At 70.5% G+C, this 20,743-nt stretch carries 15 protein-coding genes and 1 pseudogene; 12 read left to right on the top strand and 4 right to left on the bottom strand.

The features are described 5' to 3' along the window. Nucleotides 1-35: 35 nt before the first annotated feature. The gene (locus M3Q35_RS36995; protein ID WP_273937195.1) at nt 36-734 is read left to right on the top strand and encodes an HAD hydrolase-like protein; all 699 of its coding nucleotides are present in this window, start codon (nt 36-38) and stop codon (nt 732-734) included. A 49-nt stretch (nt 735-783) separates the two neighbouring features. Continuing rightward, a complete protein-coding gene (locus M3Q35_RS37000; protein ID WP_273937196.1) occupies nt 784-1,101 on the top strand; it encodes a hypothetical protein in 318 nt (105 codons plus the stop codon). Between the two features lie 118 nt (nt 1,102-1,219). On the opposite strand, the gene M3Q35_RS37005 is transcribed toward M3Q35_RS37000, so the two are convergent. Next, nucleotides 1,220-2,881 carry a DNA repair helicase XPB gene (locus tag M3Q35_RS37005; RefSeq protein WP_273937197.1) on the bottom strand — a complete coding sequence of 554 codons (1,662 nt, stop codon included), beginning with the start codon at nt 2,879-2,881 and terminating at the stop codon, nt 1,220-1,222. Nucleotides 2,882-3,152: 271 nt separating this feature from the next. On the opposite strand from M3Q35_RS37005, the gene M3Q35_RS37010 reads away from it, so the two are divergent. Continuing rightward, on the top strand, nt 3,153-3,929 hold the full coding sequence (locus M3Q35_RS37010) for an LppU/SCO3897 family protein (RefSeq protein ID WP_273937198.1): 777 nt from the start codon (nt 3,153-3,155) through the stop codon (nt 3,927-3,929). A gap of 86 nt (nt 3,930-4,015) precedes the next feature. On the opposite strand, the gene M3Q35_RS37015 is transcribed toward M3Q35_RS37010, so the two are convergent. After that, the gene (locus M3Q35_RS37015) at nt 4,016-5,005 is read right to left on the bottom strand and encodes an ABC transporter substrate-binding protein (protein ID WP_273937199.1); all 990 of its coding nucleotides are present in this window, start codon (nt 5,003-5,005) and stop codon (nt 4,016-4,018) included. A gap of 438 nt (nt 5,006-5,443) precedes the next feature. Between M3Q35_RS37015 and M3Q35_RS37020 the strand changes: the two genes are divergently transcribed. The 4 genes from M3Q35_RS37020 (at nt 5,444) to M3Q35_RS37035 (ending at nt 10,714) form a co-directional block, all read left to right on the top strand. Then, nucleotides 5,444-8,722, top strand: a complete 3,279-nt coding sequence (locus M3Q35_RS37020; protein ID WP_273937200.1) for a nitrate- and nitrite sensing domain-containing protein — start codon at nt 5,444-5,446, stop codon at nt 8,720-8,722. Further along, nucleotides 8,719-9,144: a roadblock/LC7 domain-containing protein gene (locus tag M3Q35_RS37025; RefSeq protein ID WP_116174868.1), complete on the top strand. Its 426-nt coding sequence runs from the start codon at nt 8,719-8,721 to the stop codon at nt 9,142-9,144. The genes M3Q35_RS37020 and M3Q35_RS37025 overlap by 4 nt, the downstream gene beginning before the upstream one ends. 447 nt (nt 9,145-9,591) lie before the next feature. Then, entirely contained in the window at nt 9,592-10,137 is a 546-nt protein-coding gene (locus tag M3Q35_RS49005) for a DUF742 domain-containing protein (protein ID WP_420704713.1), read from the top strand. After that, entirely contained in the window at nt 10,118-10,714 is a 597-nt protein-coding gene (locus tag M3Q35_RS37035) for a GTP-binding protein (RefSeq protein WP_043719637.1), read from the top strand. The genes M3Q35_RS49005 and M3Q35_RS37035 overlap by 20 nt, the downstream gene beginning before the upstream one ends. A 110-nt stretch (nt 10,715-10,824) precedes the next feature. Here the strand turns inward: M3Q35_RS37035 and M3Q35_RS37040 are convergent, their stop codons facing one another. Continuing rightward, nucleotides 10,825-13,059 carry a helicase-associated domain-containing protein gene (locus M3Q35_RS37040; RefSeq protein WP_273937201.1) on the bottom strand — a complete coding sequence of 745 codons (2,235 nt, stop codon included), beginning with the start codon at nt 13,057-13,059 and terminating at the stop codon, nt 10,825-10,827. 107 nt (nt 13,060-13,166) lie between these two features. Between M3Q35_RS37040 and M3Q35_RS37045 the strand changes: the two genes are divergently transcribed. The 4 genes and pseudogenes from M3Q35_RS37045 to M3Q35_RS37060 all read left to right on the top strand — a co-directional run bounded on the left by M3Q35_RS37045 (nt 13,167) and on the right by M3Q35_RS37060 (nt 16,257). Further along, complete coding sequence (locus tag M3Q35_RS37045) at nt 13,167-13,349, top strand: hypothetical protein (protein ID WP_273937202.1); 183 nt, start codon at nt 13,167-13,169, stop codon at nt 13,347-13,349. An 88-nt stretch (nt 13,350-13,437) separates the two neighbouring features. After that, on the top strand, nt 13,438-14,823 hold the full coding sequence (locus M3Q35_RS37050) for an NAD-dependent malic enzyme (protein WP_273937203.1): 1,386 nt from the start codon (nt 13,438-13,440) through the stop codon (nt 14,821-14,823). A 26-nt stretch (nt 14,824-14,849) separates the two neighbouring features. Next, a pseudogene (gene moaC / locus M3Q35_RS37055) lies at nt 14,850-15,328 on the top strand (cyclic pyranopterin monophosphate synthase MoaC). Then, complete coding sequence (locus tag M3Q35_RS37060) at nt 15,325-16,257, top strand: molybdenum cofactor biosynthesis protein MoaE (RefSeq protein ID WP_273937204.1); 933 nt, start codon at nt 15,325-15,327, stop codon at nt 16,255-16,257. Before moaC ends, M3Q35_RS37060 begins: the two are co-directional and overlap by 4 nt. A gap of 62 nt (nt 16,258-16,319) precedes the next feature. On the opposite strand, the gene M3Q35_RS37065 is transcribed toward M3Q35_RS37060, so the two are convergent. Further along, on the bottom strand, nt 16,320-16,967 hold the full coding sequence (locus M3Q35_RS37065; protein ID WP_273937205.1) for a transglycosylase family protein: 648 nt from the start codon (nt 16,965-16,967) through the stop codon (nt 16,320-16,322). Nucleotides 16,968-17,533: 566 nt separating this feature from the next. Between M3Q35_RS37065 and M3Q35_RS37070 the strand changes: the two genes are divergently transcribed. Continuing rightward, nucleotides 17,534-20,710, top strand: coding sequence for an AfsR/SARP family transcriptional regulator (locus tag M3Q35_RS37070; RefSeq protein ID WP_379794449.1), 3,177 nt, complete (start codon nt 17,534-17,536; stop codon nt 20,708-20,710). Nucleotides 20,711-20,743 lie beyond the last annotated feature (33 nt).

Below are 20,743 nucleotides of genomic sequence, written 5' to 3' on the forward strand. Positions count from 1 at the left end.
TTCCCGGAGAGATGCCCAGTCCACTCCGTCAGCTGGTGCTTTGGGACATCGACCACACCTTGATCGAGACGCGGGGCGTCGGAGGCGACATCTTCAAGCGCGCGTTTCAAGAGGTCACGGGCAAGGGCCTTACCAGGCGGGCCGACATCTCCGGGCGCACGGAACTCGACATCATGCGAGAGAGCCTGGCCGTCAACGGTATGGAGCCGACCAATGAACTCGTCGCGCGTCTCGCAGACGCGTTAGTCGACGGCTACGAGGCACGTCGAGACGAGCTTGGGCAGGTCGGCCGCGTGCTTCCAGGGGCCAGGGAAACCCTCGCAGAACTTGCCGACGAGGAGACGGTGCTCCAGACCGTGCTCACCGGCAACTTGCGCAGCGTGGCCCGCATCAAGTTGGAGGTCTTCGGGCTGGACGGTTTTCTCGACCTGGCCGCTGGGGCCTACGGCGATGACGCTTCAGACCGCGCGCAGTTGGTCTCAATCGCCCAAGAGCGGGCTTCCGACCGGTTCGGGTCGACGTTCACCAACGACCAGACCCTCCTCGTCGGCGATACCCCGAACGACATCCGCGCCGGGGTCGCTGCTGGCGTGCGCGTCCTGGGCGTGGGCACCGGGAAGACGCCGTCCGCTGACCTGCTCAACGCCGGAGCGTCGGCGGTTGTCGACTCCTTGGTTGGGGTGAGCGCCAGGGTTCGGCGCCGGCCAACTGGCGGTACCGGCTGGCTGGCGTGATGACGCCGATAGTTGCGATCTTGACCGCCAGAGACGGAGACTCGCACACATGTTCGATGATCCGTCCGGCGAGTGGCCATCCTTCGCGACCAAGTACGAACAGCCAAGGGCGGCCTGGCTGAAGACCGGGCAGTTCCTGCCGGAGGATCCTGACGCCAGCTATCGCCCCGACCCCGACGGACTGACTGCCCAGTACGACGTACCCGCCCTGGTCCACGGACTCCTGCCGTCGCACTACGGCAGCAAGATCGCCATCGTCTCGTTCCAGTTGATCACCGAGTCGAAACAATGGGGCTGGACGGCCACGGAACAGCTTGTGCCAACCCGGTACCTCCAGCGGCGGATCAGTGGCAGGCAGCGCCGCTAGCGACCCCGCCGGGCCGAGCACCACCCCGCGTTAGGCCAACGGGGTGATACTCGGCCCGAGAAGGGCACAAGATGATTACGAGGATGAACGTCAGTAAGGGGCCCTTCCTGACAGCTGGCTAGCCGACCTCGGGGACGGCGGGGCCGAGGAGGTCGTCGGCGTCGACGATCTTGTAGGCGTAGCCCTGCTCGGCCAGGAAGCGCTGCCGGTGCGCCGCGTAGTCGGCGTCCAACGTGTCCCGGGAGACGATCGAGTAGAAGTGCGCCTGCCGGCCGTCACCCTTGGGCCGCAGCAGCCGGCCCAACCGCTGCGCCTCCTCCTGCCGTGAGCCGAAAGTGCCCGACACCTGCACGGCGATCGACGCCTCGGGCAGGTCGATGGAGAAGTTGGCCACCTTGGACACGACCAGCGTCTTCAGCTCGCCCCGCCGGAACGCGTCGAACAGCTCCTCGCGCTCCTTGTTCTTGGTCGAGCCCTGGATCACCGGGGCGTTCAGGCCGGCGCCGAGCTCGTCCAGCTGGTCGAGGTAGGCCCCGATGACCAGCGTCGGCTCACCCTTGTGCTTGTCCAGGATCGCCTGCACCACCGGGAGTTTCGTACGCGCGGTGGAGCAGAGCTTGTACCGCTCCTCCGGCTCGGCCGTCGCGTACTGGAGGCGCTCGTTGTCGGTCAGCGTCACCCGCACCTCGACACAGTCGGCCGGCGCGATCCAGCCCTGGGCCTCGATGTCCCGCCACGGCACGTCATAACGCTTGGGGCCGATCAGCGAGAAGACGTCGCCCTCGCGGCCGTCCTCGCGGACCAGGGTGGCGGTCAGCCCGAGACGGCGACGGGACTGGAGGTCGGCCGTCATCCGGAACACCGGCGCCGGCAGCAGGTGCACCTCGTCGTAGATGACCAGGCCCCAGTCGCGGGAGTCGAACAGCTCGAGGTGCTTGTACTCGCCCTTGGTCTTGCGGGTGATCACCTGGTACGTGGCGATGGTGACCGGGCGGATCTCCTTGCGCTCGCCCGAGTACTCGCCGATCTCGTCCTCGGTCAGCGAGGTGCGGGCGATCAGCTCACGCTTCCACTGCCGGCCGGCCACGGTGTTCGTCACGAGGATCAGCGTCGTCGCCTGGGCCTCGGCCATCGCCGCCGCGCCGACCAGTGTCTTGCCTGCGCCACAGGGCAGCACGACGACGCCCGAGCCGCCGGCCCAGAACGACTGCGCCGCCAGGCGTTGGTAGTCGCGCAGCTGCCAGCCGTCCTCGGCCAGCGCGATCGGGTGCGCCTCGCCGTCGACGTAGCCGGCGTGGTCCTCGGCCGGCCAGCCCACCTTGAGCAGCGCCTGCTTGAGCCGACCGCGCTCGCTCGGGTGCACGACCACCGTGTCGTCCCCGACCCGCGCCCCCAGCATCGGGTTGATCTTCTTGTTGCGCAGCACCTCTTCCAGCACCGCGCGGTCCAGCGAGACCATGGTCAGGCCGTGCGCCGGGTGGTTCACCAGTTGCAGCCGGCCGAACCGGGCCATCGTGTCCACCACGTCGACCAGCAGCGGCTGCGGCACCGGGTAACGGCTGTACCGGACCAGCGCGTCCACCACCTGCTCCGCGTCGTGACCCGCCGCACGGGCGTTCCACAGCGCCAACGGCGTCACCCGATACGTGTGCACGTGCTCCGGCGCCCGTTCCAACTCCGCGAACGGCGCGATCGCCGTCCGCGTCTCGTCGGCGAGCGGGTGGTCGACCTCCAGCAGCAGCGTCTTGTCGGACTGGACGATCAGTGGTCCGTCGGTCACCGGCCGTGCTCCTCACATCGTGGTCAGACCCAGTGTCGCAACCGGGGGAACCCGATTGCCAATTCCGCCCCGGCCGGTCGGCCGCCGGGCGGTTTTGTGATGTGCGTCACGGCAAACGGGGGCAGGGCGGTTGCCGGTGCGCCCGCCGTCACATAACCAACCGATAAATACGCCGCCGCCCAACCTTTGCCCTGGTTACAGTCCGCGCATCGGGGGTTGGTCAACGCCTGGGGCCAGGCGTTTCGTCACGAGAAAGACCCAGAGGGGAACCATGAGCACTCCACCCATGCCTCCTGCCGGACCGGGCGGTCCGCAGCAGCCCCAGGGACAGCCCTACCCGCAGCAGCCCCAAGGCCAGCCGTACCCGCCGCAGGGGCAGCCCTACCCGCAGGCCCCGCAGGGCCAGTTCGCCGGCGGTCCCGTCCCGGGCACCGGCCCGATGCCGGGTGCGACGCCCGGCGGCCCGCAGCCGTTCCCGCAGGCCCCGGTGGGCACCCCGCCGAAGAAGGGCCGCCGGATCCTGGCCAGTGTCTTCAGCGTGGTCGGCGTGATCGTCGTCTACATCATCATCCGGGTAGTCATCAGCCTGGGTGTCGGCACCGCGGTGAGCAGCGCCGACGACGCGCACAACACGGCGGTCGGCGACTGCGCCAGCGTCACCGGCACCACGACCAAGCCGAGCTACGACAAGGTCGACTGTGGCTCCGGCAAGGAGAACTACATCGTCGGCATGGTGATCAAGGCCAGCGAGAAGTGCCCGGACGGCGGCGGCTACGACGAGTACTACGAGGAGGGCACGCTCAACAACGTGCGGCTGTGCCTGGCCCCGGTGCTCGCCGACGGCAAGTGCTACAACCTCACCTCCTCCGTCCCCAGCACCGAGATGGGCTACCCGGCCGTTGCCTGCACCGGCCCGTCGGCAATTCAGATCAAGGTCGTGAAGGGCAAGGCGGATCACGGAGCTTGTGAAGATCCGGATCCGCAGCATTCTCTTGTGTACGACCCGCTGAAGCTCACCTACTGCTTGAGCCAGCCCAGCGGAAGCTGACGCTCACCCAGCGTCAACACGACGACGGCCGGGTCGGGAGAAATCCCGACCCGGCCGTCGTCGTTTTCGTCAGAATTTGGCGATCATCAACTGTTCTGCTGTGTCGGCGGCAGCATCGACTGCGCGTCCAGGCGGTTCCCCAGCATTCCGGACGTCTCCATCATGTCGGCGACACGCTGGAGGCGGACGGCGTTGAGCGTGGTCGGGAAGTTGCCGACCGAGATCAGGTCGGCGGTGCCGGCGTCGACACCGGCGTAGTCCTTCAGCACGCTCTGCACCTTGAGCCGGTCCGAGGCCTGCTCCTGGGCCTGCTGCAACGCCTTGCGGAACGCGGCCATGGTGTTCGGGTTGGCGTCGGCGAACTTCTTCGACGACGCGTAGCCGGTCATCGGGAACTCCTGGGTGGCGCCGCGGGCGGCGTCGGTCAGGATGGTCGCGCCCAGCTGCTGCTCGGCCCGGGTGATGAACGGCTCGACCATGAAGGCCGCGTCCACGGTTCGGTTCTGCAGCGCGGTGATCATGTCGTTGAAGCCGATCGTCTTGAAGGCGATCTTGTTCTGCGGCACGCCCGCGGTGTCCAGCACCGACTTCGTGGTCAGCACGCCGAGGTCGTTGTCGGCGTTGACGGCGATGGTCGGGTTCTGCTTGGTCGACGGGTTGTTGTAGCCCAGCGACGGCAGTGTGACCAGGGCCATCGTGTTGGTGCCGGCCTGGTAGGCCTCACCCTGCAGCTCAAGCTGCGCGCCGTTGGCCTCGGCCTTGAAGAAGCTCACGTGGGTGGCGAAGGCGATGTCGAGCTGGCCGCTCTGCACCTGCTTGATCGCCTCGTCGTCGCTGTTCTCCTGCACCAGCTCGATCTTCAGGCCGGCGTTGTCGAACAGGCTGTTCTTCACCGCCATGTACAGCGGCGCCACGTCGACCTGGGCCTCGTAGCCCACCCGTAGCGACGGATGCTCCAGCGTCGGCGAGTTGGAAGATCCGGATCCGGGCAGCATGCTGCAGCCGGCCGCGGAAGCGACCAGACCCAGCGCTCCCGCGAGCGCCGCAGCGGTCCGTCGTACCGCTCCGATGGCCATGCGCACCTCATTAATTTGATCTACGGGCCCCCCAACCGGGCCGCTGGCATCAAACCACGATCGATACCAACATGCGGGGATGGTAGCCACCCGGACGTATGAAGGCATCCCCCACGGCGGATACCGTGAGTGCATCTGGAGTCTTCCCGTCCGACGTATCCGCCACTACGCTTCTTGGGCTAGTGGATGTGGTCGGCGCGGACCACAGAGAAGGAAGGCGGCGGGGCCGTCTGGCATTACGCCCCGTGGTTGTGCTGCAATTCGGCCCACTTCGGAACCGTCTTGGTCCGGGGAGGGACTACAGACACTGCTGCTGGAATGAGGAAGCCCAGGGTGGCCCGTCGAGACAAAGGCCCCGGCCGACCAGGCCTTGCTGGTCCGGCGCGTTCGGGTGGCCCCGAAAAGGGTGAAGGACCGGCTGCGCAGCGTGATGCGGACTTGAGCGGCGAAATCACACACAACGGACAGAACGTCGCCTCCGGCGATGTCGACCGGGACGCCGACGGCACCGGCTCGCGCTGGCGCCTGCAGAACTGGCGACTGCGCACCAAGCTGCTGGTCGTCCTGCTGATCCCGACGATCCTCGCGCTGATCCTCGGTGGCATCCGCGTCCGCGCCGACGTGGCCAACCTCACCGACGCCCAGCGCCTGGCCAAGCAGGTGCAGCTGCAGACCTCGGTCGCCGAACTGGTGCAGCAGCTCCAGCGTGAGCGCGACCTGACCGCGCAGTTCGTCGCGGCCAACCGCACCGGCGACCAGGTCAGCCTTGACCGTGAGCGTGAGCGCGTCGTCCAGGACATCACCGCGTTCCGCAACCTGGTGACCACGCTCGGTCCCGGTCTGTCGCCCGACGTCGAGTCGCGGTTCAGCACCGCGGCCGAACAGCTCTCCCGCCTGACCAACCTGCGCAAGGCGGTCGGCGAGTCCAAGTACCCCGCGAGCGCGACGTTCAACGCCTACAGCGACTCGATCCAGAACCTGCTCGACCTCGGTGAGCAGGCCATCTCCACGATCTCCGACCCGAGCCTGGTCCGGCTCCAGCTGGCCACCAACGCGGTGGCCCGGGCCAAGGAGCAGGACTCCCGCAAGCGCGGCATCCTGCTCCAGGTCTTCCAGAACAAGAACTTCCCGTTCGACCAGTACCGCGCCCTGCTGGCCGCGGACGCCGAGCTGGAAGCGGCCAAGAACGACTTCGCCAAGTCGGCCACCCCCCAGCAGCAGCGCATCTTCGACGACACGGTCACCGGCCTGATCGTCGACGACGCCAACAAGCTGGAGGAGTCCGCGCTCATCCGCGGCACCAACAACCAGGACCTCACCGGGCTGACCACCACGCAGTGGGACATCGACTCCACGCTGACGGTCAACCTGACCAACCAGGTCCAGCAGGCGCTGCTGCAGCAGCTCCAGACCCAGACGAACGACCTGGCCAACACCTCGCAGGACTCCGCGATCCGCAACTCCGCGCTGGTTCTCGGCGCCCTGTTGCTCGCGCTGGTGACAGCTTTGTTCGTGGCCCGCTCGCTGCTGCGCCCGCTGCGCGTGCTGCGGCGCACCGCGCTGGACATCGCCGACCACCGCCTGCCCGAGGAAGTGCAGCGCATCCTCACCGACCCGAACCCGGCCGAGGCGGCCAGGGAAGTGGTCGACCCGGTCCCGATCCACACCAAGGAAGAGGTCGGCCAGCTGGCCCGGGCCTTCGACGCGGTGCACGGCGAGGCGGTCCGGATGGCGGCCCAGCAGGCCCTCCTGCGGGACAACGTCAACGCCATGTTCGTCAACCTGTCCCGCCGCTCGCAGGCCCTGGTCGAACGCCAGCTGGGCCTGATCGACCGGCTCGAGCAGGACGAGCAGGACCCGGACCAGCTGGCCAACCTGTTCGAGCTGGACCACCTGGCCACCCGTATGCGGCGCAACTCGGAGAACCTGCTGGTTCTCTCCGGCACCGACCTCGGCCGCCGGCTGACCCGGCCGGTGCCGGCCGGCGACGTCGTCGGCGCCGCGGTGTCCGAGGTCGAGCAGTACGCCCGCATCCAGGTCGCGCCGACCCCGGAGCTCACGGTGCAGGGCCGCGCGGTCAACGACCTCGTGCACCTCATCGCCGAGCTGCTGGACAACGCGACCGCGTTCTCCGACCCGAACACCAAGGTCACCGTGCGCACCGCCAAGACGCGGCGCGGCGAGCTGGCCATCGAGATCCACGACCGCGGCGTCGGCATGTCGGCCGCGGACGTCAACGAGACCAACGAGCGCCTGGCCGACCCGCCCGAGGTCGACGTGGCCGTGTCCCGCCGGATGGGCCTGTACGTGGTCGCCCGGCTGGCCAAGCGGCACGACATCAAGGTGCGGCTGCGCGGCAACGAGGACATCGAGGGCGGCATGACCGCGCTCGTCGTGGTGCCGGGCTCGCTGGTGCTGGCCCCCGGGGCCGACGTCAGCACGCCGCCGTCCGGCGGCGAGCGTCCGGCCACCCAGGCCGGCGGCGGCATCGCCAACGCGTTCGGCATGTCCCGCCGCCCGGCCACGCCGCCGTCGGAGCCGATCCCGGTGCAGGAACCGGCTGGCGACCCCGGCGTGCCGGTGCAGTTCGTGTCCAGCGCCGGCAGCCCCGAGCTGGGTGTCACCGGCGTGCCGCGCTGGTCGCCGAACGCCCCCGCGGCGCCGGCCCAGCAGCCCCAGGAGAGCACCGCGACCTGGTTCCCGTCGCTGGAGGACTCGGCCGCCGGCCAGCCGGTGGACATGTTCGCCGGCTTCCAGGAAGCGCCCGAGGAGCCGAAGGTCGCGCCCCCAGCGGTCAACGGCAGCCTGAACGGCAGCGGCAGCCTCAACGGGCACGCCGCGCCGCCGGCCGCCGTGCCGGCCCCGGCCCAGCCGGAGGCCAGCGCCTTCCCGTCACGTGATCTAGATCACGAACTGGACGCGCCGACCGAGCGGCTGCCGATCTACGAGGCCGTCCTGTCGCAGTGGTTCCAGGCCGTCGAGGACGAGACCCCGGATCTGGTCGAGGGCCCGTTCGGCGTGCCGACCCAGGGCGGCGGCGCCGACGACGCGGTCGCCGGACCGGCCACCGCGACCATGTCGATGCAGCTGCCCGAGGTGCCGGAGCAGGCTCCGGAGCTCGCTCCCGAGCAGCCGACCCAGGCCCTTGAACAGCCCAAACCGGCAGCCGAGGCGCCGGCGGCCGCCGTGTCGCCGACCGAGGAGAAGGCCGCCGCCCCGGCGCCGGGCACCTCCTCGCTGCCCAAGCGCACGCCGCGGGCGACGTCCGGCCAGCGGCCGGGCGCCACCTCGGCGCCAGAGTCCGAACCCGCCCGCCAGCAGCAGCCGGAGACCCCGGCGGCCCGCAACGGTTCGGCCCCGCTGCCCACCAGGCCGGCCCGGCCGGCAGCGGCCAGGAGTAACGATTGGTCTTCCCCTGGCGACGAAGGATGGCAGGCTGCTGAGTCCTTGTTGAGCCAGGCGCCCGATGCGCAGACCCAGGCGGGCCTGCCGAAACGGGTTCCGAAGGCGCACCTGATCCCCGGGTCCGCCGCACCGAAGAGCTCGACCGCAGCGTCCACCAGGGCACCGGCCGCACCGCGGTCGGCTGACTCGGTGCGGGGTCGCATGTCAAGCTACCAACAGGGCGTGCGCCGTGGCCGGCACGCTTTGATAGACGCCTACTCTGGTGATGCGTCCACATCGCCGCAGAGCAGTGAAGACGAGGAGCAGGAGTGACTACCGCGTCTGTACAGCAGCCCGGCAGTTTCAGCTGGCTGATCACCGACTTCGTCCGCCGGGTCCCCGGCGTGGCGCACGCCGTCGTCGTCTCCGCCGACGGTCTGCTGCTGGCCGGTTCCCACGGCCTGCCGCGGGACCGCGCCGAGCAGCTGTCGGCGGTGTCGTCCGGGCTGATCAGCCTGACGCAGGGCGCCGCGCGCTGCTTCGAAGGCGGCTCGGTCAACCAGACCGTGGTGGAGATGGAGCGGGGGTACCTGTTCCTGATGTCCATCAGCGACGGCTCGTGCCTGTCCGTCCTCGCCGCGCCGAACTGCGACATCGGTCTCGTCGCCTACGAGATGACCCTGCTTGTCGAACGGGTCGGCCAGCAGTTGACGCCGGAACTACGGGCGCAGCTGCAAGGCGTGGTCCGCAGATAGGTCCGGGCGGGGGTGAGAAGTGATGGCCAAGGGTTCTGGCGTACCCGGCGGCCGGTTCGGTAAGAAGTTCGACTACCAGGCCTGGGCCGCCGAGGGCTTCAGTTTCTCCGACCCCGATTCGGAGAGCGCCCCGGAAGCCGAGGACGACGCGCACTACGAGCTGGATGAGGTGCTGGATGACCCGCCACGACACCAGCTGCACGACGCACCCCGACAACCCGGCGCCGGTCGGGCCTTCGGCACCGCGGGACGAGGTCTAGGCGACATGGCAGCTCACGGTCTTGACGACCCACCCCAGCACGGGCTGGACGAGGTGCCCAACCGGTTCGACATCGACGGGTACGGCAACGGCCTGTTCGGTGGACCGGGCGCCGACCTGTTCGGCGAGCACGGGTTCGTCGACGGGCCGCCGCAGCGCAGCCGGGGGCCTACGGCCTGCCGGAGGAGATGCCGGGTGGCGGTGCGTTCGGCTTCGCCGAGGAGCGGCCGGGCGAGCGCAGCCACCCCGGTTACCGGGGCGGCCCGCCGTCGGGACCCATTTCCGACCCGATGTCCGGCCCGCTCTACGATGCCGACGGCTACGAGGTGCACTTCGTTCAACCGCCGGACCCGGAACCCGAACCGGATCCGGCACTGCACGAGCCCGTGGTCGAGACGGGTTCGCTGGTTCGTCCCTACACCAGGACCGGCGGCCGGACCCGACCCGATTACGACCTGGCGATCGAGGCGTTGGTGTCCACCAGCGACCACGGCCGTGACAGGGATGCCGCAGTGACCGCCGAGCACCGGTCGATCTGCGGTCTGTGTGTGGAGACCCGCTCGGTCGCGGAGATCGCGGCGCACCTGCGGCTGCCCCTCGGGGTGGTCCGGGTGCTCATCGGTGACATGGCCAGCATGGGTCTAGTCCTGATTCACCAAAGCGGCCTGGTCGTGGGGGACAGGCCGTCCATTGAATTCCTGGAGAGGGTGCTCAGTGGGCTCCGCAGGCTCTAGTCCCCAGATCGCCCGGCAGGCGACGACATCGGCGAAGATCGTGGTCGCCGGTGGGTTCGGTGTCGGCAAGACGACGTTCGTGGGGTCGGTGTCCGAGATCGTGCCGTTGACAACGGAGGCGGTGATGACCGAGGCCAGCCTCGGCGTCGACGACCTCTCGGCAACGCCGAACAAGGTCACCACGACGGTGGCGATGGACTTCGGTCGTGTGTCGCTGGACAGCGATCTGATCCTGTATCTGTTCGGCACGCCCGGCCAGCACCGGTTCTGGTTCATGTGGGACGACCTGGTCCGCGGCGCCATCGGCGCGGTGGTCCTGGTCGACACCCGGCGGTTGGCCGACGCGTTCGCGTCGATCGACTTCTTCGACGACCGGCAGCTGCCGTACGTCGTGGCGGTGAACTGCTTCGACGGCATGCTGCACCACCGGATCGACGACGTGCGGGACGCGTTGACCATCGACCAGTCGGTGCCCATCGTGACGTGTGACGCCCGTAACCGGGAGTCGACCAAGCAGACGCTGATCACGCTGGTCGAACACGCCATGCGCCAGTGGATGTCGGTCCGCGCGGGCTGATCTACAACGTTGCAGACGGGGCTCGCCACCAGGCGGGTCCCGCTGTCATGCTTTGTCACATGCGGTCCGGATGTGCCTGTTGAAGGCAAGTCCGCGCCGCATGTGACATTTCAGGGGTGCTCGACGAGGGCCGCTGAGGTGATCAGGTGCACGGGGTAGCGGCGGATCTCGCTGCCGTCCACGCCTTCCAGGATGCCGCCGGCGACGCTCACCGGCGTGACAACCCGCTGCGTGGCGACCCCGCGTGAGTCGACAAAGCCCAGCCACACGCTGCGCCCCTCGCTGGCCGCTGCCCGCAGCAGTTCCAGCGTCGCGGCCACGGCCGTGCCGCGGGGCGACGCCGCCGCCCGGTCGCCGGCCCTGAGCTGGTCGACCAACGTCCCGAGCTGCTCGTCGGCCACCGCCGTCGGGGCCGGCCCCCGACGGGACGGCCGGGTCTTGGCCGGGATGCGGCGGCCCGGCGGCCGCAGGTCCAGCACGGTGCCGTCGGCGCCCTCTGCCGCCGGGGCGAAGCCGGCGGCTCGCAGCTCGTCAAGCACTTCGATCAGCGGCAGCGGGCTGACCAGCACGGTTGGCGCGATGCGCCGCAGCTCCAGGTGGGCCGCCGCCGGATTGGCCAGCACCTCGGTGATCAACACCGGGTCGTCGCAGCGCAGGAACGAGCCGGCGGCCCCGCCGCGCAGCCGTCCGTGCCGGCGAGCCACGTCGTCGATCAGGTACGTCAGGCCCTGCGGGACCGGCGTGCGTGATCGAGTGCGGAACAGTTCGTGCAGCTCATCGGCGGTACGGCCGGCGTCGAGGGCCCGCCGCACGGACGCGTCCCCGACCCGGTAGACGGTCGCCCCGCCGGCCGATTCCACGTCGGCGACCAGCGCCATGTCGGCCGCCAGCATCGGCTCCAGCGGTCCGGGGGCGACGACGGTCAGGTCGGCCTGCACGAGCACGTGGTCCAGCGGCTCCGGCATCGCGTCGGCCATCCGCTTGGCCGCCATCGCCGGCCCCTCGGCCAGCAGCGCCCGCGTCGCCGAGCTGACCGCGCCGAAGGCCATCACGCCCAGCGCCGCCGCCTCGGTGTACGTCCAGCGCACGACGTCGTCGCGAAGCCGCCCGCCGCGGCGCGGCGCGCGCCAGGCCAGCAGCGCGGCCACCTCGTCGGCGCTCGGCACGGACGAGCCGGCCGGCAGCTCGGCCAGCGTCTCCAGCACCCGACGGCGTTCGCGCGGGGCCAGCGGCCGGCGCAGCTCGTCGGTCAGCGGCCCGATGGCCTTGTCCTTCTCGTCACGGGTGCCGATCAGCGCCGGCAGCCGCGGCAGCTCCAGCCAGCCGGTGGCCAGCGTGGCCCAGCGCTGCTCCGGACTGGCCACCAGCCAGCCGTCGGCCAGCGTCGTCGGCACCCACTCCGGGTCGACGCCCTCGCTGTCGGCGACCAGCCCCGCGCCGACCACCAGCTCGGCCAGCAGCCCGGCCCGGGCGTCATCGACGTCCAGCGCCTTGGCGATGCGGCGCACCTCGCGCACGCCCAGCCCGCCGGAGCGGAGTACCGGCGCAGGCTCGTCCGACCACAGTCGCAGCAGGCCCTCGACGTGGCGCACCAGCTCCAGCGCCTCGCCGGCCGCTGTGGTGTCCACAACGGACGGATCGCGCAGGATCGTTGTGAGAGAAGGCTCCTTGGCCTGGACCATCCCGAGTGGACGGCGGCCGCGGACCGCCATGCCGACCTCGCGCGGCAGCTCGACGGTCTCGTTGTCGCGGCGGGCCAGCAGGCCCATGGCCAGCAGCCGCTGGGTCGGGGTCTTGGCCCGCTCCAGCGGCACGACCACGCCGGCGTCCTTGGTCAGCCCGATCGGCGAGTCGCCGGCCAGCGCCGACAGCAGCCGCCGCTCCGGCTCGTCCAGACCGGCGATGGTCTCGGCCAGGTCCTTGCCGACGAGATGCGGTAACGACCGGCCGAGGCCGGCCGGGTACTGCGGGGCCACCTCCCGCGCGGCCGGCACCGCCGACACCGCGTCGTCCGCACCCCACACGATCGCCCTGGCCCGCAGGGCCCGCACGGCCGCGGTCACGCGGGTCAGCGTCGCGTCGGCGGCCAGCAGTTTCGCCACGTCGCGGACCGAGACCGGCGAGCTGTCGGCATCCAGCACCAGCAGCGCTTCCAGCACGGTCAGCGTGAAGGTGTCCAGTTCTTCGCAGGCCCGGGCCACGGACGCGCGGATACCCGCCCGCGTGGCCAGCACAGTGCTGTCCGCGGGCGGCGGTGTCGCCAGGTCGGAACGGGCGCGCAGCAGCGCGACGAGCGCGTCGTCGTCGAGCGCCCGCAACCAGTCCGCGAGTGAGAGGCCGGCCATCATGCACCACGTTAGCCGTGCGGCAGGCTGGATGTGCAGGTCGGGCGGTGTCGGGCCCGCGGCACCGGGTCATACTGTGCGGGTAGGACCCGCACTGAGGAGGAACTGTGGCGAAGGACCGCTCCGCGCGCATCGATCCCGCGTGGCCGCACATCGAGGGTGAGAAGCACCCGGTCAGCGAGTTGGCCACCGACGTGCAGGGCGCGCTGTCGCCGTTCGGTGACGTGGCGTTCCCGGTCGACCCGGAGTCGCTGCCGTACACGCACCCGAAGACCGAGATCAACCGCTGAGGGTTTCCGAGTCGCTCTCGTTCCGGAATTCGACGCGGTTTAGGCTCGTTTCATCGGCCGTCGGCCGCGTCGAATCTGGAGGAAAGCCATGCCGGTTCCCGGACCCGGATATTCGATCACCATTCGGGTCGAGGCGCCGCCGTCGGCGAGCGCTGCCGGCGACCTGACCAGCGCAGTCGGCCGGGTCGGCGGGGTGATCACCGCGTTCGACGTGGTCGAGTCACACGCCGATCGGGTCGTGTTCGACATCACCTGCAACGCGATGTCGGCCAATCACGCCAAGGACATCACCGACGGACTCGACGCACTTCCGGGCGTGCGTGTCCGAAAGGTGTCCGACCGCACATTCCTGGTCCATCTCGGTGGCAAGATCGAAGTCACCTCCAAGGTCGCGCTGCGCAACCGTGACGATCTCTCCCGGGCCTACACGCCCGGCGTGGCCCGCATCTGCCAGGCCATCGCGGCCAACCCCGAGGACGCCCGCCGCCTGACCATCAAGCGCAACACGGTGGCCGTGGTCACCGACGGCACCGCCGTGCTCGGCCTCGGCAACATCGGCCCGGCCGCCGCGCTGCCGGTGATGGAGGGCAAGGCCGCCCTGTTCAAGAAGTTCGCCGGCGTCGACGCGTGGCCGGTGTGCCTGGACACGCAGGACACCGAGGAGATCATCCGCGCGGTGGAGCTGATCGCCCCGGTCTACGGCGGCATCAACCTCGAGGACATCGCCGCCCCGCGCTGCTTCGAGATCGAGGCCCGGCTGCGGGAGAAGCTCGACATCCCGGTCTTCCACGACGACCAGCACGGCACGGCCATCGTCGTCGTCGGCGCGCTGCGCAACGCGCTGCGGGTGGTCGGCAAGGACATCACGAAGTGCAAGGTCGTCGTGTGCGGCGTCGGCGCCGCCGGCTCGGCCATCATCCGGCTGCTCCAGCACCAGAAGCCGGGCGACATCCTGGCCGTGGACGTGAACGGCATCGTGCACCCGGACCGGGGCGACCTCGACTCCAACCTGGAGCAGATCGCCGCCTCCACCAACGTGGAGCGCAAGGCCGGCACCCTGCACGACGCGCTGGTCGACGCGGACGTGTTCATCGGCGTCTCGGCGCCGAACCTGTTCGGCGCGGCCCAGGTGGCCACCATGAACGCCGACGCCATCGTGTTCGCGCTGGCCAACCCGGACCCGGAGATCGACCCGGTCGAGGCCCAGCAGCACGCCGCCATCGTGGCCACCGGCCGCAGCGACTACCCGAACCAGATCAACAACGTGCTGGCCTTCCCTGGTGTGTTCCGCGGCCTGCTGGACGCGCACGCCACCTCCATCACCGACGCGATGCTGGTGGCCGCGGCCAACGCCATCGCCGACGTGGTCGAGCCGGCGCAGCTCAACGCGTCGTTCATCGTGCCGAGCGTGTTCGACAACGCGGTCGCGCCGGCGGTGGCCGAGGCGGTCAAGAACGCGGCCCAGGCGAATTGAGCATTGCGGCGAACTAATATTCGACCGTGAGCGAGCTGAGTCACGTCGACAGTGCCGGCGCCGCCAGGATGGTCGACGTCTCGGCCAAGGACGCCAGCGCCCGGGTCGCTGTCGCGACCGGGGTGCTGCGCACCACCGCCGAGGTCGTCGGCCTGCTGCGGCGGGACGGCCTGCCCAAGGGCGACGCGCTGGCCACCGCGCGGATCGCCGGCATCATGGGGGCCAAGCGCACCCTGACCTCGTGCCGCTGTGCCATCCGATCGCCATCACCGGCGTGAAGCTGGACCTCCAGCTGGAGGACGAGGCGGTGCGCATCACCGCCACCGTGAAGACGACCGACCGCACCGGGGTCGAGATGGAGGCGCTGACCGCCGTCGCGGTGGCCGGCCTGACCCTGCACGACATGGTCAAGGCGGTCGACCCGGCCGCCGTGCTGGACGCGGTGCGGGTGGAGCGCAAGGACGGCGGCAAGACCGGCAGTTGGACCCGACCGGAGGATCGATGAGCAGGCGGGCGCGAGTCGTCGTGGCATCCAACCGGGCCGCGGCCGGGGTCTACCCCGACCGGACCGGCCCCGTGATCGTCGACTGGCTGCGCGATCGCGGCTACGACGTGCCGGATCCGGTGGTCGTGCCCGACGGCGATCCGGTGGCCGCCGCGTTGCGCACGGCCGTCGCCGACGGCGTGGCTGTGGTGTTGACGACCGGTGGCACCGGCGTGACGCCGACCGACCGCACGCCCGAGGCCACCCGTTCGGTGTTGGACTACGAGATTCCCGGCATCGCCGACGCCGTGCGGGCCGCCGGGCTGCCCAAGGTGCCGACCGCCGTGCTGTCCCGGGGTCTGTCCGGGGTGGCCGGCACGACGTTGATCGTGAACCTGCCCGGCTCGACCGGCGGCGTGAAGGACGGCCTGTCGGTGTTGGCCGGTGTGCTGGACCACGCCGTGGAGCAGTTGGCCGGCGGCGACCACGTGCCGGCTGCGGCTCCGGTCACCGAGACCCGGCTGCCGGCCACGGTGGTGCGGGCCGAGATCAGCGAGACGCCGGTCTCCGCCGAGGAGCACGCCGCGTTGGTCAACGACCGCGCCGCCGGCGCCGTCGTCACGTTCGAGGGCGTGGTCCGTGACCACGATCACGGCCGGGGCGTGACCGAGCTCGAGTACTCGGGCCATCCCAGCGCCAAGGACGTCATCGCGGAGGTGGCGGCCGAGGTCGCTGCCCGGCACCCGGAGGTCCGGGCGCTGGCCGTCAGCCACCGGCTCGGTCACCTGGCCATCGGCGATGTCGCCCTGGCCTGCGCCGTCGCCGCCGGCCACCGCCGCGAGGCGTTCGTGGTCTGCGCCGAACTCGTCGACGAGGTGAAGGCCAAGCTGCCCATCTGGAAGCGCCAGGTCTTCACCGACGGCAGTGACGAATGGGTCAACTGCCCGTAGATACGCCTAACGGGCAGGGCCGAAGTCGGCCCTGCCCGTCGAGCTTTAAGCGAACGTCACACTCACTTCGTGGTCAGCTTCTGACCGACGAGGATCAGGTTCGGGTCCGAACCCACGACGTCCTTGTTCTTGTTGTACAGGTCCTGCCAGGTGCCGCTCAGGTGCAGCTTCTCCACCAGGCCGGACAGGGTGTCGCCCGCCACGACGGTGTAGTCGCCGTTGCCGTCCAGCTTCGGAGCCTGGTACGGGGCCTGGGCCTGCGGGGCCGGGGTGGCCTTGCGCTGCGGGGCCGGAGCCGCCTTGCGCTGCGGGGCCGGGGCGGCGTTGCCGCCGGCGGTGACGCCACCGGCGCCACGGGCGTAGCAGACCGGCCACGCGTGGGGGCCCTGGCCGGCGAGCACGCGCTCGGCGACGGCGATCTGGGCCTCACGGCTGGCCTGCCAGGCCTGCGGGGCGTACGCCGTGCCGCCGTAGGCGGCCCAGGTGCTGTTGGTGAACTGCAGACCACCGGAGAAGCCGTTGCCGGTGTGGATGGCCCAGTTGCCGCTGCTCTCACACTGCGCGACCGCGTCCCAGTTGGTGGTGGACGCGTTGGCGGTGCCCGCCGCGATCGCCATCGGGGCGGCGACAATCGCACCGGCCAGGGCAACCTGGGTCACGGTACGAGCGACGGTGGACTGCTCACGGTGCTTGCCGCGGTAAGAACTCATTGACCTCTCGCCTACAGCGCCTGCGTCACGAGCTCACCGGCCGTACGAGGCACAGGCGTGCCCCACACGATGGCCGGCATGGGTACCGGGTGATGCTCACTCCCGCTGGGCGGTTCTCGGGCGCCCAGGGGTTGGTTCCCCCGCCCCTGTTCGGTAGTTGTCTCTCGCTCGGGGTTGGTGCCGGGGGACCGCCGAACAGGGTTTGGCGCTTCGGTCCCTCGGGTACTGCCAGCCGTTTCGGGTTCGGCCGAGAAGCGACACTAGGTAACGAATCCGCGAACGCCAAATGCTGATGGATGTGACCGTCATCACAGTAACGCGACGCAACCTGGCCCGATCGCCCCTGTTTGCGCAGGTCAGGCCGTCGTTATCTGGCCGTTTCCAAGTCGAGATCGATCACCCAACGTGAGGTGTGGGTCACGTGGTTTAGGCCAAATTCCCCGCCCTTCGCGCAACCGAAAAGTTGCCCGGAAAACCCTTGCGCGGCACGATCTGTATCGATACAGCACCAAGTCACGGCCCGCTAGGCTCTCTGGCGATACCGACGGTCGAGGGGAGGGGCGCCGATGGCGGGCGAGATCGAGTTCCGCGTGCTCGGCCCGCTCGAGGTCCTCGTCGACGGAGTGGCCCGGCCGCTGCCGGCGGCCAAGCAGCGGCTGTTGCTCGGCTCACTGCTGCTGCGGGCCAACCGTGCGGTCTCCGCGGCCGAGTTGGTGGACGTGGTCTGGGGCGAGCGGCCGCCGGCCGGCGCGCGCAACACGCTCCGGACCTATGTCATGCGGCTGCGCCAGCAGCTCGGCCCGGCCTGCGCGCTGCGCACCGCCCAGGACGGTTACGCGCTCGACGTGCCGGCCGGCGCGCTGGACGCCACCCGGTTCCGGGAACAGCTCGTTCGGGCCCGTGAGATCGAGGATCCGGCGACCGTGTGGACCCTGCTGACCGAGGCGGTCCGGCTCTGGCGCGGGCCGGTGCTGGTCGACGTTCCGCTGGATCCGTTGCGGCACAACGAGATTAACCGTCTTGAGGCCGAGTGGATGGATGCTCGCGAGCGCCGCATCGACGCCGGCCTCACCCTCGGCCGGCACGAGGAGCTGGTGCCGGAACTGCGCGAGCTGGCCGATGCCAACCCGGCCCGTGAGCGGATCTGGGCCCAGCTGATGATCGCCCTCTACCGCTCTGGCCGACGCGCCGAAGCACTGCATGTATATAGAGAGGTGTACGAGTACCTCTCCGACGAGCTCGGGGTGGACCCCGGCGCCGAGCTGCTGCGCGTGCACCAGGCCGTGCTGTCCGATCATCCGAGCCTGCGAAGCCCGTTGGGGGCCAAGGCTTCCGTGCCGGCTCAGCTGCCGCCGGAAGTGATCAACTTCGTCGGCCGGTCGGCGGTCGCGGCGTTGGTCGCCGAGCGGCTGGCGCCGGCCGAGCCGACCGCGACCCCGGTGGTGGTGCTGACCGGCCCGCCCGGCACCGGCAAGACCGCGCTGGCCGTGCACGTCGCCCACCGGCTGCGCTCCCGTTTCCCCGACGGCCAGCTGTTCGTCGACCTCCGCGGCCACGCCCGCGGCCCGGCGCTCGGCCCGGACCAGGTGCTGGCCCGGTTCCTGCGGGCGCTGGGCGTGGCCGCCGACGACGTGCCGACCGATCTCGACGAGCAGTCGGCCGCGCTGAGATCCCTGTTGACCGGCAAGCGGATGCTCATCGTGTTGGACAACGCCGCCCGTCCCGGCCAGATCCGCCCGGTGCTGCCCGGGGACCCCGGCAGCGCGGTGTTGATCACCAGCCGGGACGCGCTGCGCGGGCTGGTCGCCGAGCAGGGCGCGAGCCGGGTGCACGTCGGCGGCCTGACCCCGGCCGAGTCGCACACCCTGCTGGCCCGCATCCTCGGCGACGAGGTCGTCCGGGTCGAGCCGGCGGCCGCCGCCGAGCTGGCCGAGCTGTGCACGCATCTGCCGCTGGCGCTGCGGATCGCCGCCGCCAACATGATCGGCGACGACCAGCCGCGGCTGGCCGAGCAGCTGGTCCGGCTGCGCGAGGGCAGTCGGCTGGCTGCGCTGGCCGCCGACGGGGACGAGACGGTGACCGTCCGAGCCGCCTTCGACCTTTCCTATGAGGCGCTGGCCGAACCGGCCAAGCGGGCCTTCCGGCTGGTCGGCCTGGCGCCGGGCCAGGACCTCACGCCGGCGGCGATGGCCGCGCTGGCCGACTGCCCGCCGGAGCAGGCTCGCCGGCTGCTCGACCAGCTCGCCGCGGCCAACCTGGTGCAGCAGCTGGCCCCCGGCCGCTACCAGGCGTACGACCTGCTCCGCGTGTACGCCCACGAGCGGGCGCTGGCCGAGCCGGAGGACCGGGCGCTGTCCCGGCTTCACACCTATTACTTGCACGCCGTTGCCGAGGCCGCCGGTCTGCTCGGCCCGGAAGTGCCGAGCCTGGTGCCGCTGCCGCCGCGCCAGGGCCCCGACCGCTTCGGCGACCGTGACGAGGCACTGGACTGGATGACCGCCGAGCTGCCCAATCTGGTGCCGTTGATCCAGCAGGGCCGCGGCGAGATCGTCTGGCAGCTGGTGGACTCGCTGCGCGGCTTCTTCTACGCACAGCGGCTGGCCACCGAGTGGCAGCTGGTCACGCAGGCCGGTCTGGCCGCCGCGGCCGAGGCCGAGGACGGGCTGGCCGAGGCGGCGATGCGCTACAACCTGGCCGCGCTCGACTGGAGCCGAGGCCGGGCCAACGAGGCCGCCGACGGCTTCGCCCGCGCGTTGGAAGTCTTCCGCCGCACGGGATTGCGGGTCGGCGAGTACTCGGCGCTGACCAACCTCGCCATCGCACTGTCCGAAATGGGCGATCTCGACGGCGCCGCCACCCGCTTCGCCGACGCCATGGCGCTGGCCGAGGGTGAGCCGACCCGGCTGGCCCCGGTCCTGTTCAACCTGGGTCTGGTGCAGGTCAGCCTGGGCGAGACCGAGGAGGGCTTCGGCTACCTGGCCCGGGCCCGAGCCATCTGCGCAGAACTGGGCATCGAGCACGGCGAGGTGAACTGCCTCAACAACCTGCTCAACTTCAGCCGGCACATGGGCCGGTTCGAGGCCGTCGAGGAGTACTTCGAGCACGGCGTGGCGATGAGCCGGCGGCTGGGCAACCAGGAGAGCGAGTCCGGGCTGTTCAACGCGATGGCCTTGGTGCGGCTGGACTTCGGCCGCCAGGACGAGGCCGAGCGGATGGCCGCGACGGCGCTGGAGCTGGCCGACTCGCCCAGCATGTTCCGCTCGCGGATCGACGCACTCAACACGCTCGGCGACGTCGCCCTGGTCGGCGGCCGCCCGGCCGAGGCGATCGAGCACTACCGGCAGGCGCTGGACCTGAGTCGCCAGCGCGACCTGCGGTTCGGCGAGGTCGAGGCGCTGATCGGGTTGACCTACGCGATGCGCGACGACATCCAGGCGCTGGCCCACGCCGAGGAGGCGGTCGAGCTGACCGCCCGGCACGAGCTCCGGCTGTGCCAGGGCCGTGCGCTCCTCGCACAGGCGCACGTGCATCTGCGGAGCGCGGAAGCCGACGCCGCCATCGACTTCAGCGAACGGGCGTTGGCGCTGCTGCGCAAGACCGGCCTGCGCCTGTGGGAGCCCCGCGCTTTGACGCTGCTCGCTGCGGCTTACCGGGTCGCGGGCGATGTCGTGGCGTCCGAGCGGCACGACGCGGAGGCCGCGACGCTGCTGTCCGCGATGGGACTCACGCCGCCGTCGAACTAGACTCCGACGTTCACCGGCGGGAAGTTCCATTTT

The sequence above is a fragment of the Kutzneria chonburiensis genome (genome assembly GCF_028622115.1).
Lineage (GTDB): Bacteria > Actinomycetota > Actinomycetes > Mycobacteriales > Pseudonocardiaceae > Kutzneria > Kutzneria chonburiensis.

Excerpts from the sequence above, each read along its gene's own strand:
- M3Q35_RS37010 (WP_273937198.1), top strand. The coding sequence starts at position 3,153 with ATGAGCACTCCACCCATGCCTCCTGCCGGACCGGGCGGTCCGCAGCAG.
- M3Q35_RS37065 (WP_273937205.1), bottom strand. The coding sequence starts at position 16,967 with ATGAGTTCTTACCGCGGCAAGCACCGTGAGCAGTCCACCGTCGCTCGT.
- M3Q35_RS37060 (WP_273937204.1), top strand. The coding sequence starts at position 15,325 with ATGAGCAGGCGGGCGCGAGTCGTCGTGGCATCCAACCGGGCCGCGGCC.
- M3Q35_RS37040 (WP_273937201.1), bottom strand. The coding sequence starts at position 13,059 with ATGGCCGGCCTCTCACTCGCGGACTGGTTGCGGGCGCTCGACGACGAC.
- M3Q35_RS37000 (WP_273937196.1), top strand. The coding sequence starts at position 784 with ATGTTCGATGATCCGTCCGGCGAGTGGCCATCCTTCGCGACCAAGTAC.
- M3Q35_RS49005 (WP_420704713.1), top strand. The coding sequence starts at position 9,592 with ATGCCGGGTGGCGGTGCGTTCGGCTTCGCCGAGGAGCGGCCGGGCGAG.
- M3Q35_RS37015 (WP_273937199.1), bottom strand. The coding sequence starts at position 5,005 with ATGGCCATCGGAGCGGTACGACGGACCGCTGCGGCGCTCGCGGGAGCG.
- M3Q35_RS37050 (WP_273937203.1), top strand. The coding sequence starts at position 13,438 with ATGCCGGTTCCCGGACCCGGATATTCGATCACCATTCGGGTCGAGGCG.
- M3Q35_RS37070 (WP_379794449.1), top strand. The coding sequence starts at position 17,534 with ATGGCGGGCGAGATCGAGTTCCGCGTGCTCGGCCCGCTCGAGGTCCTC.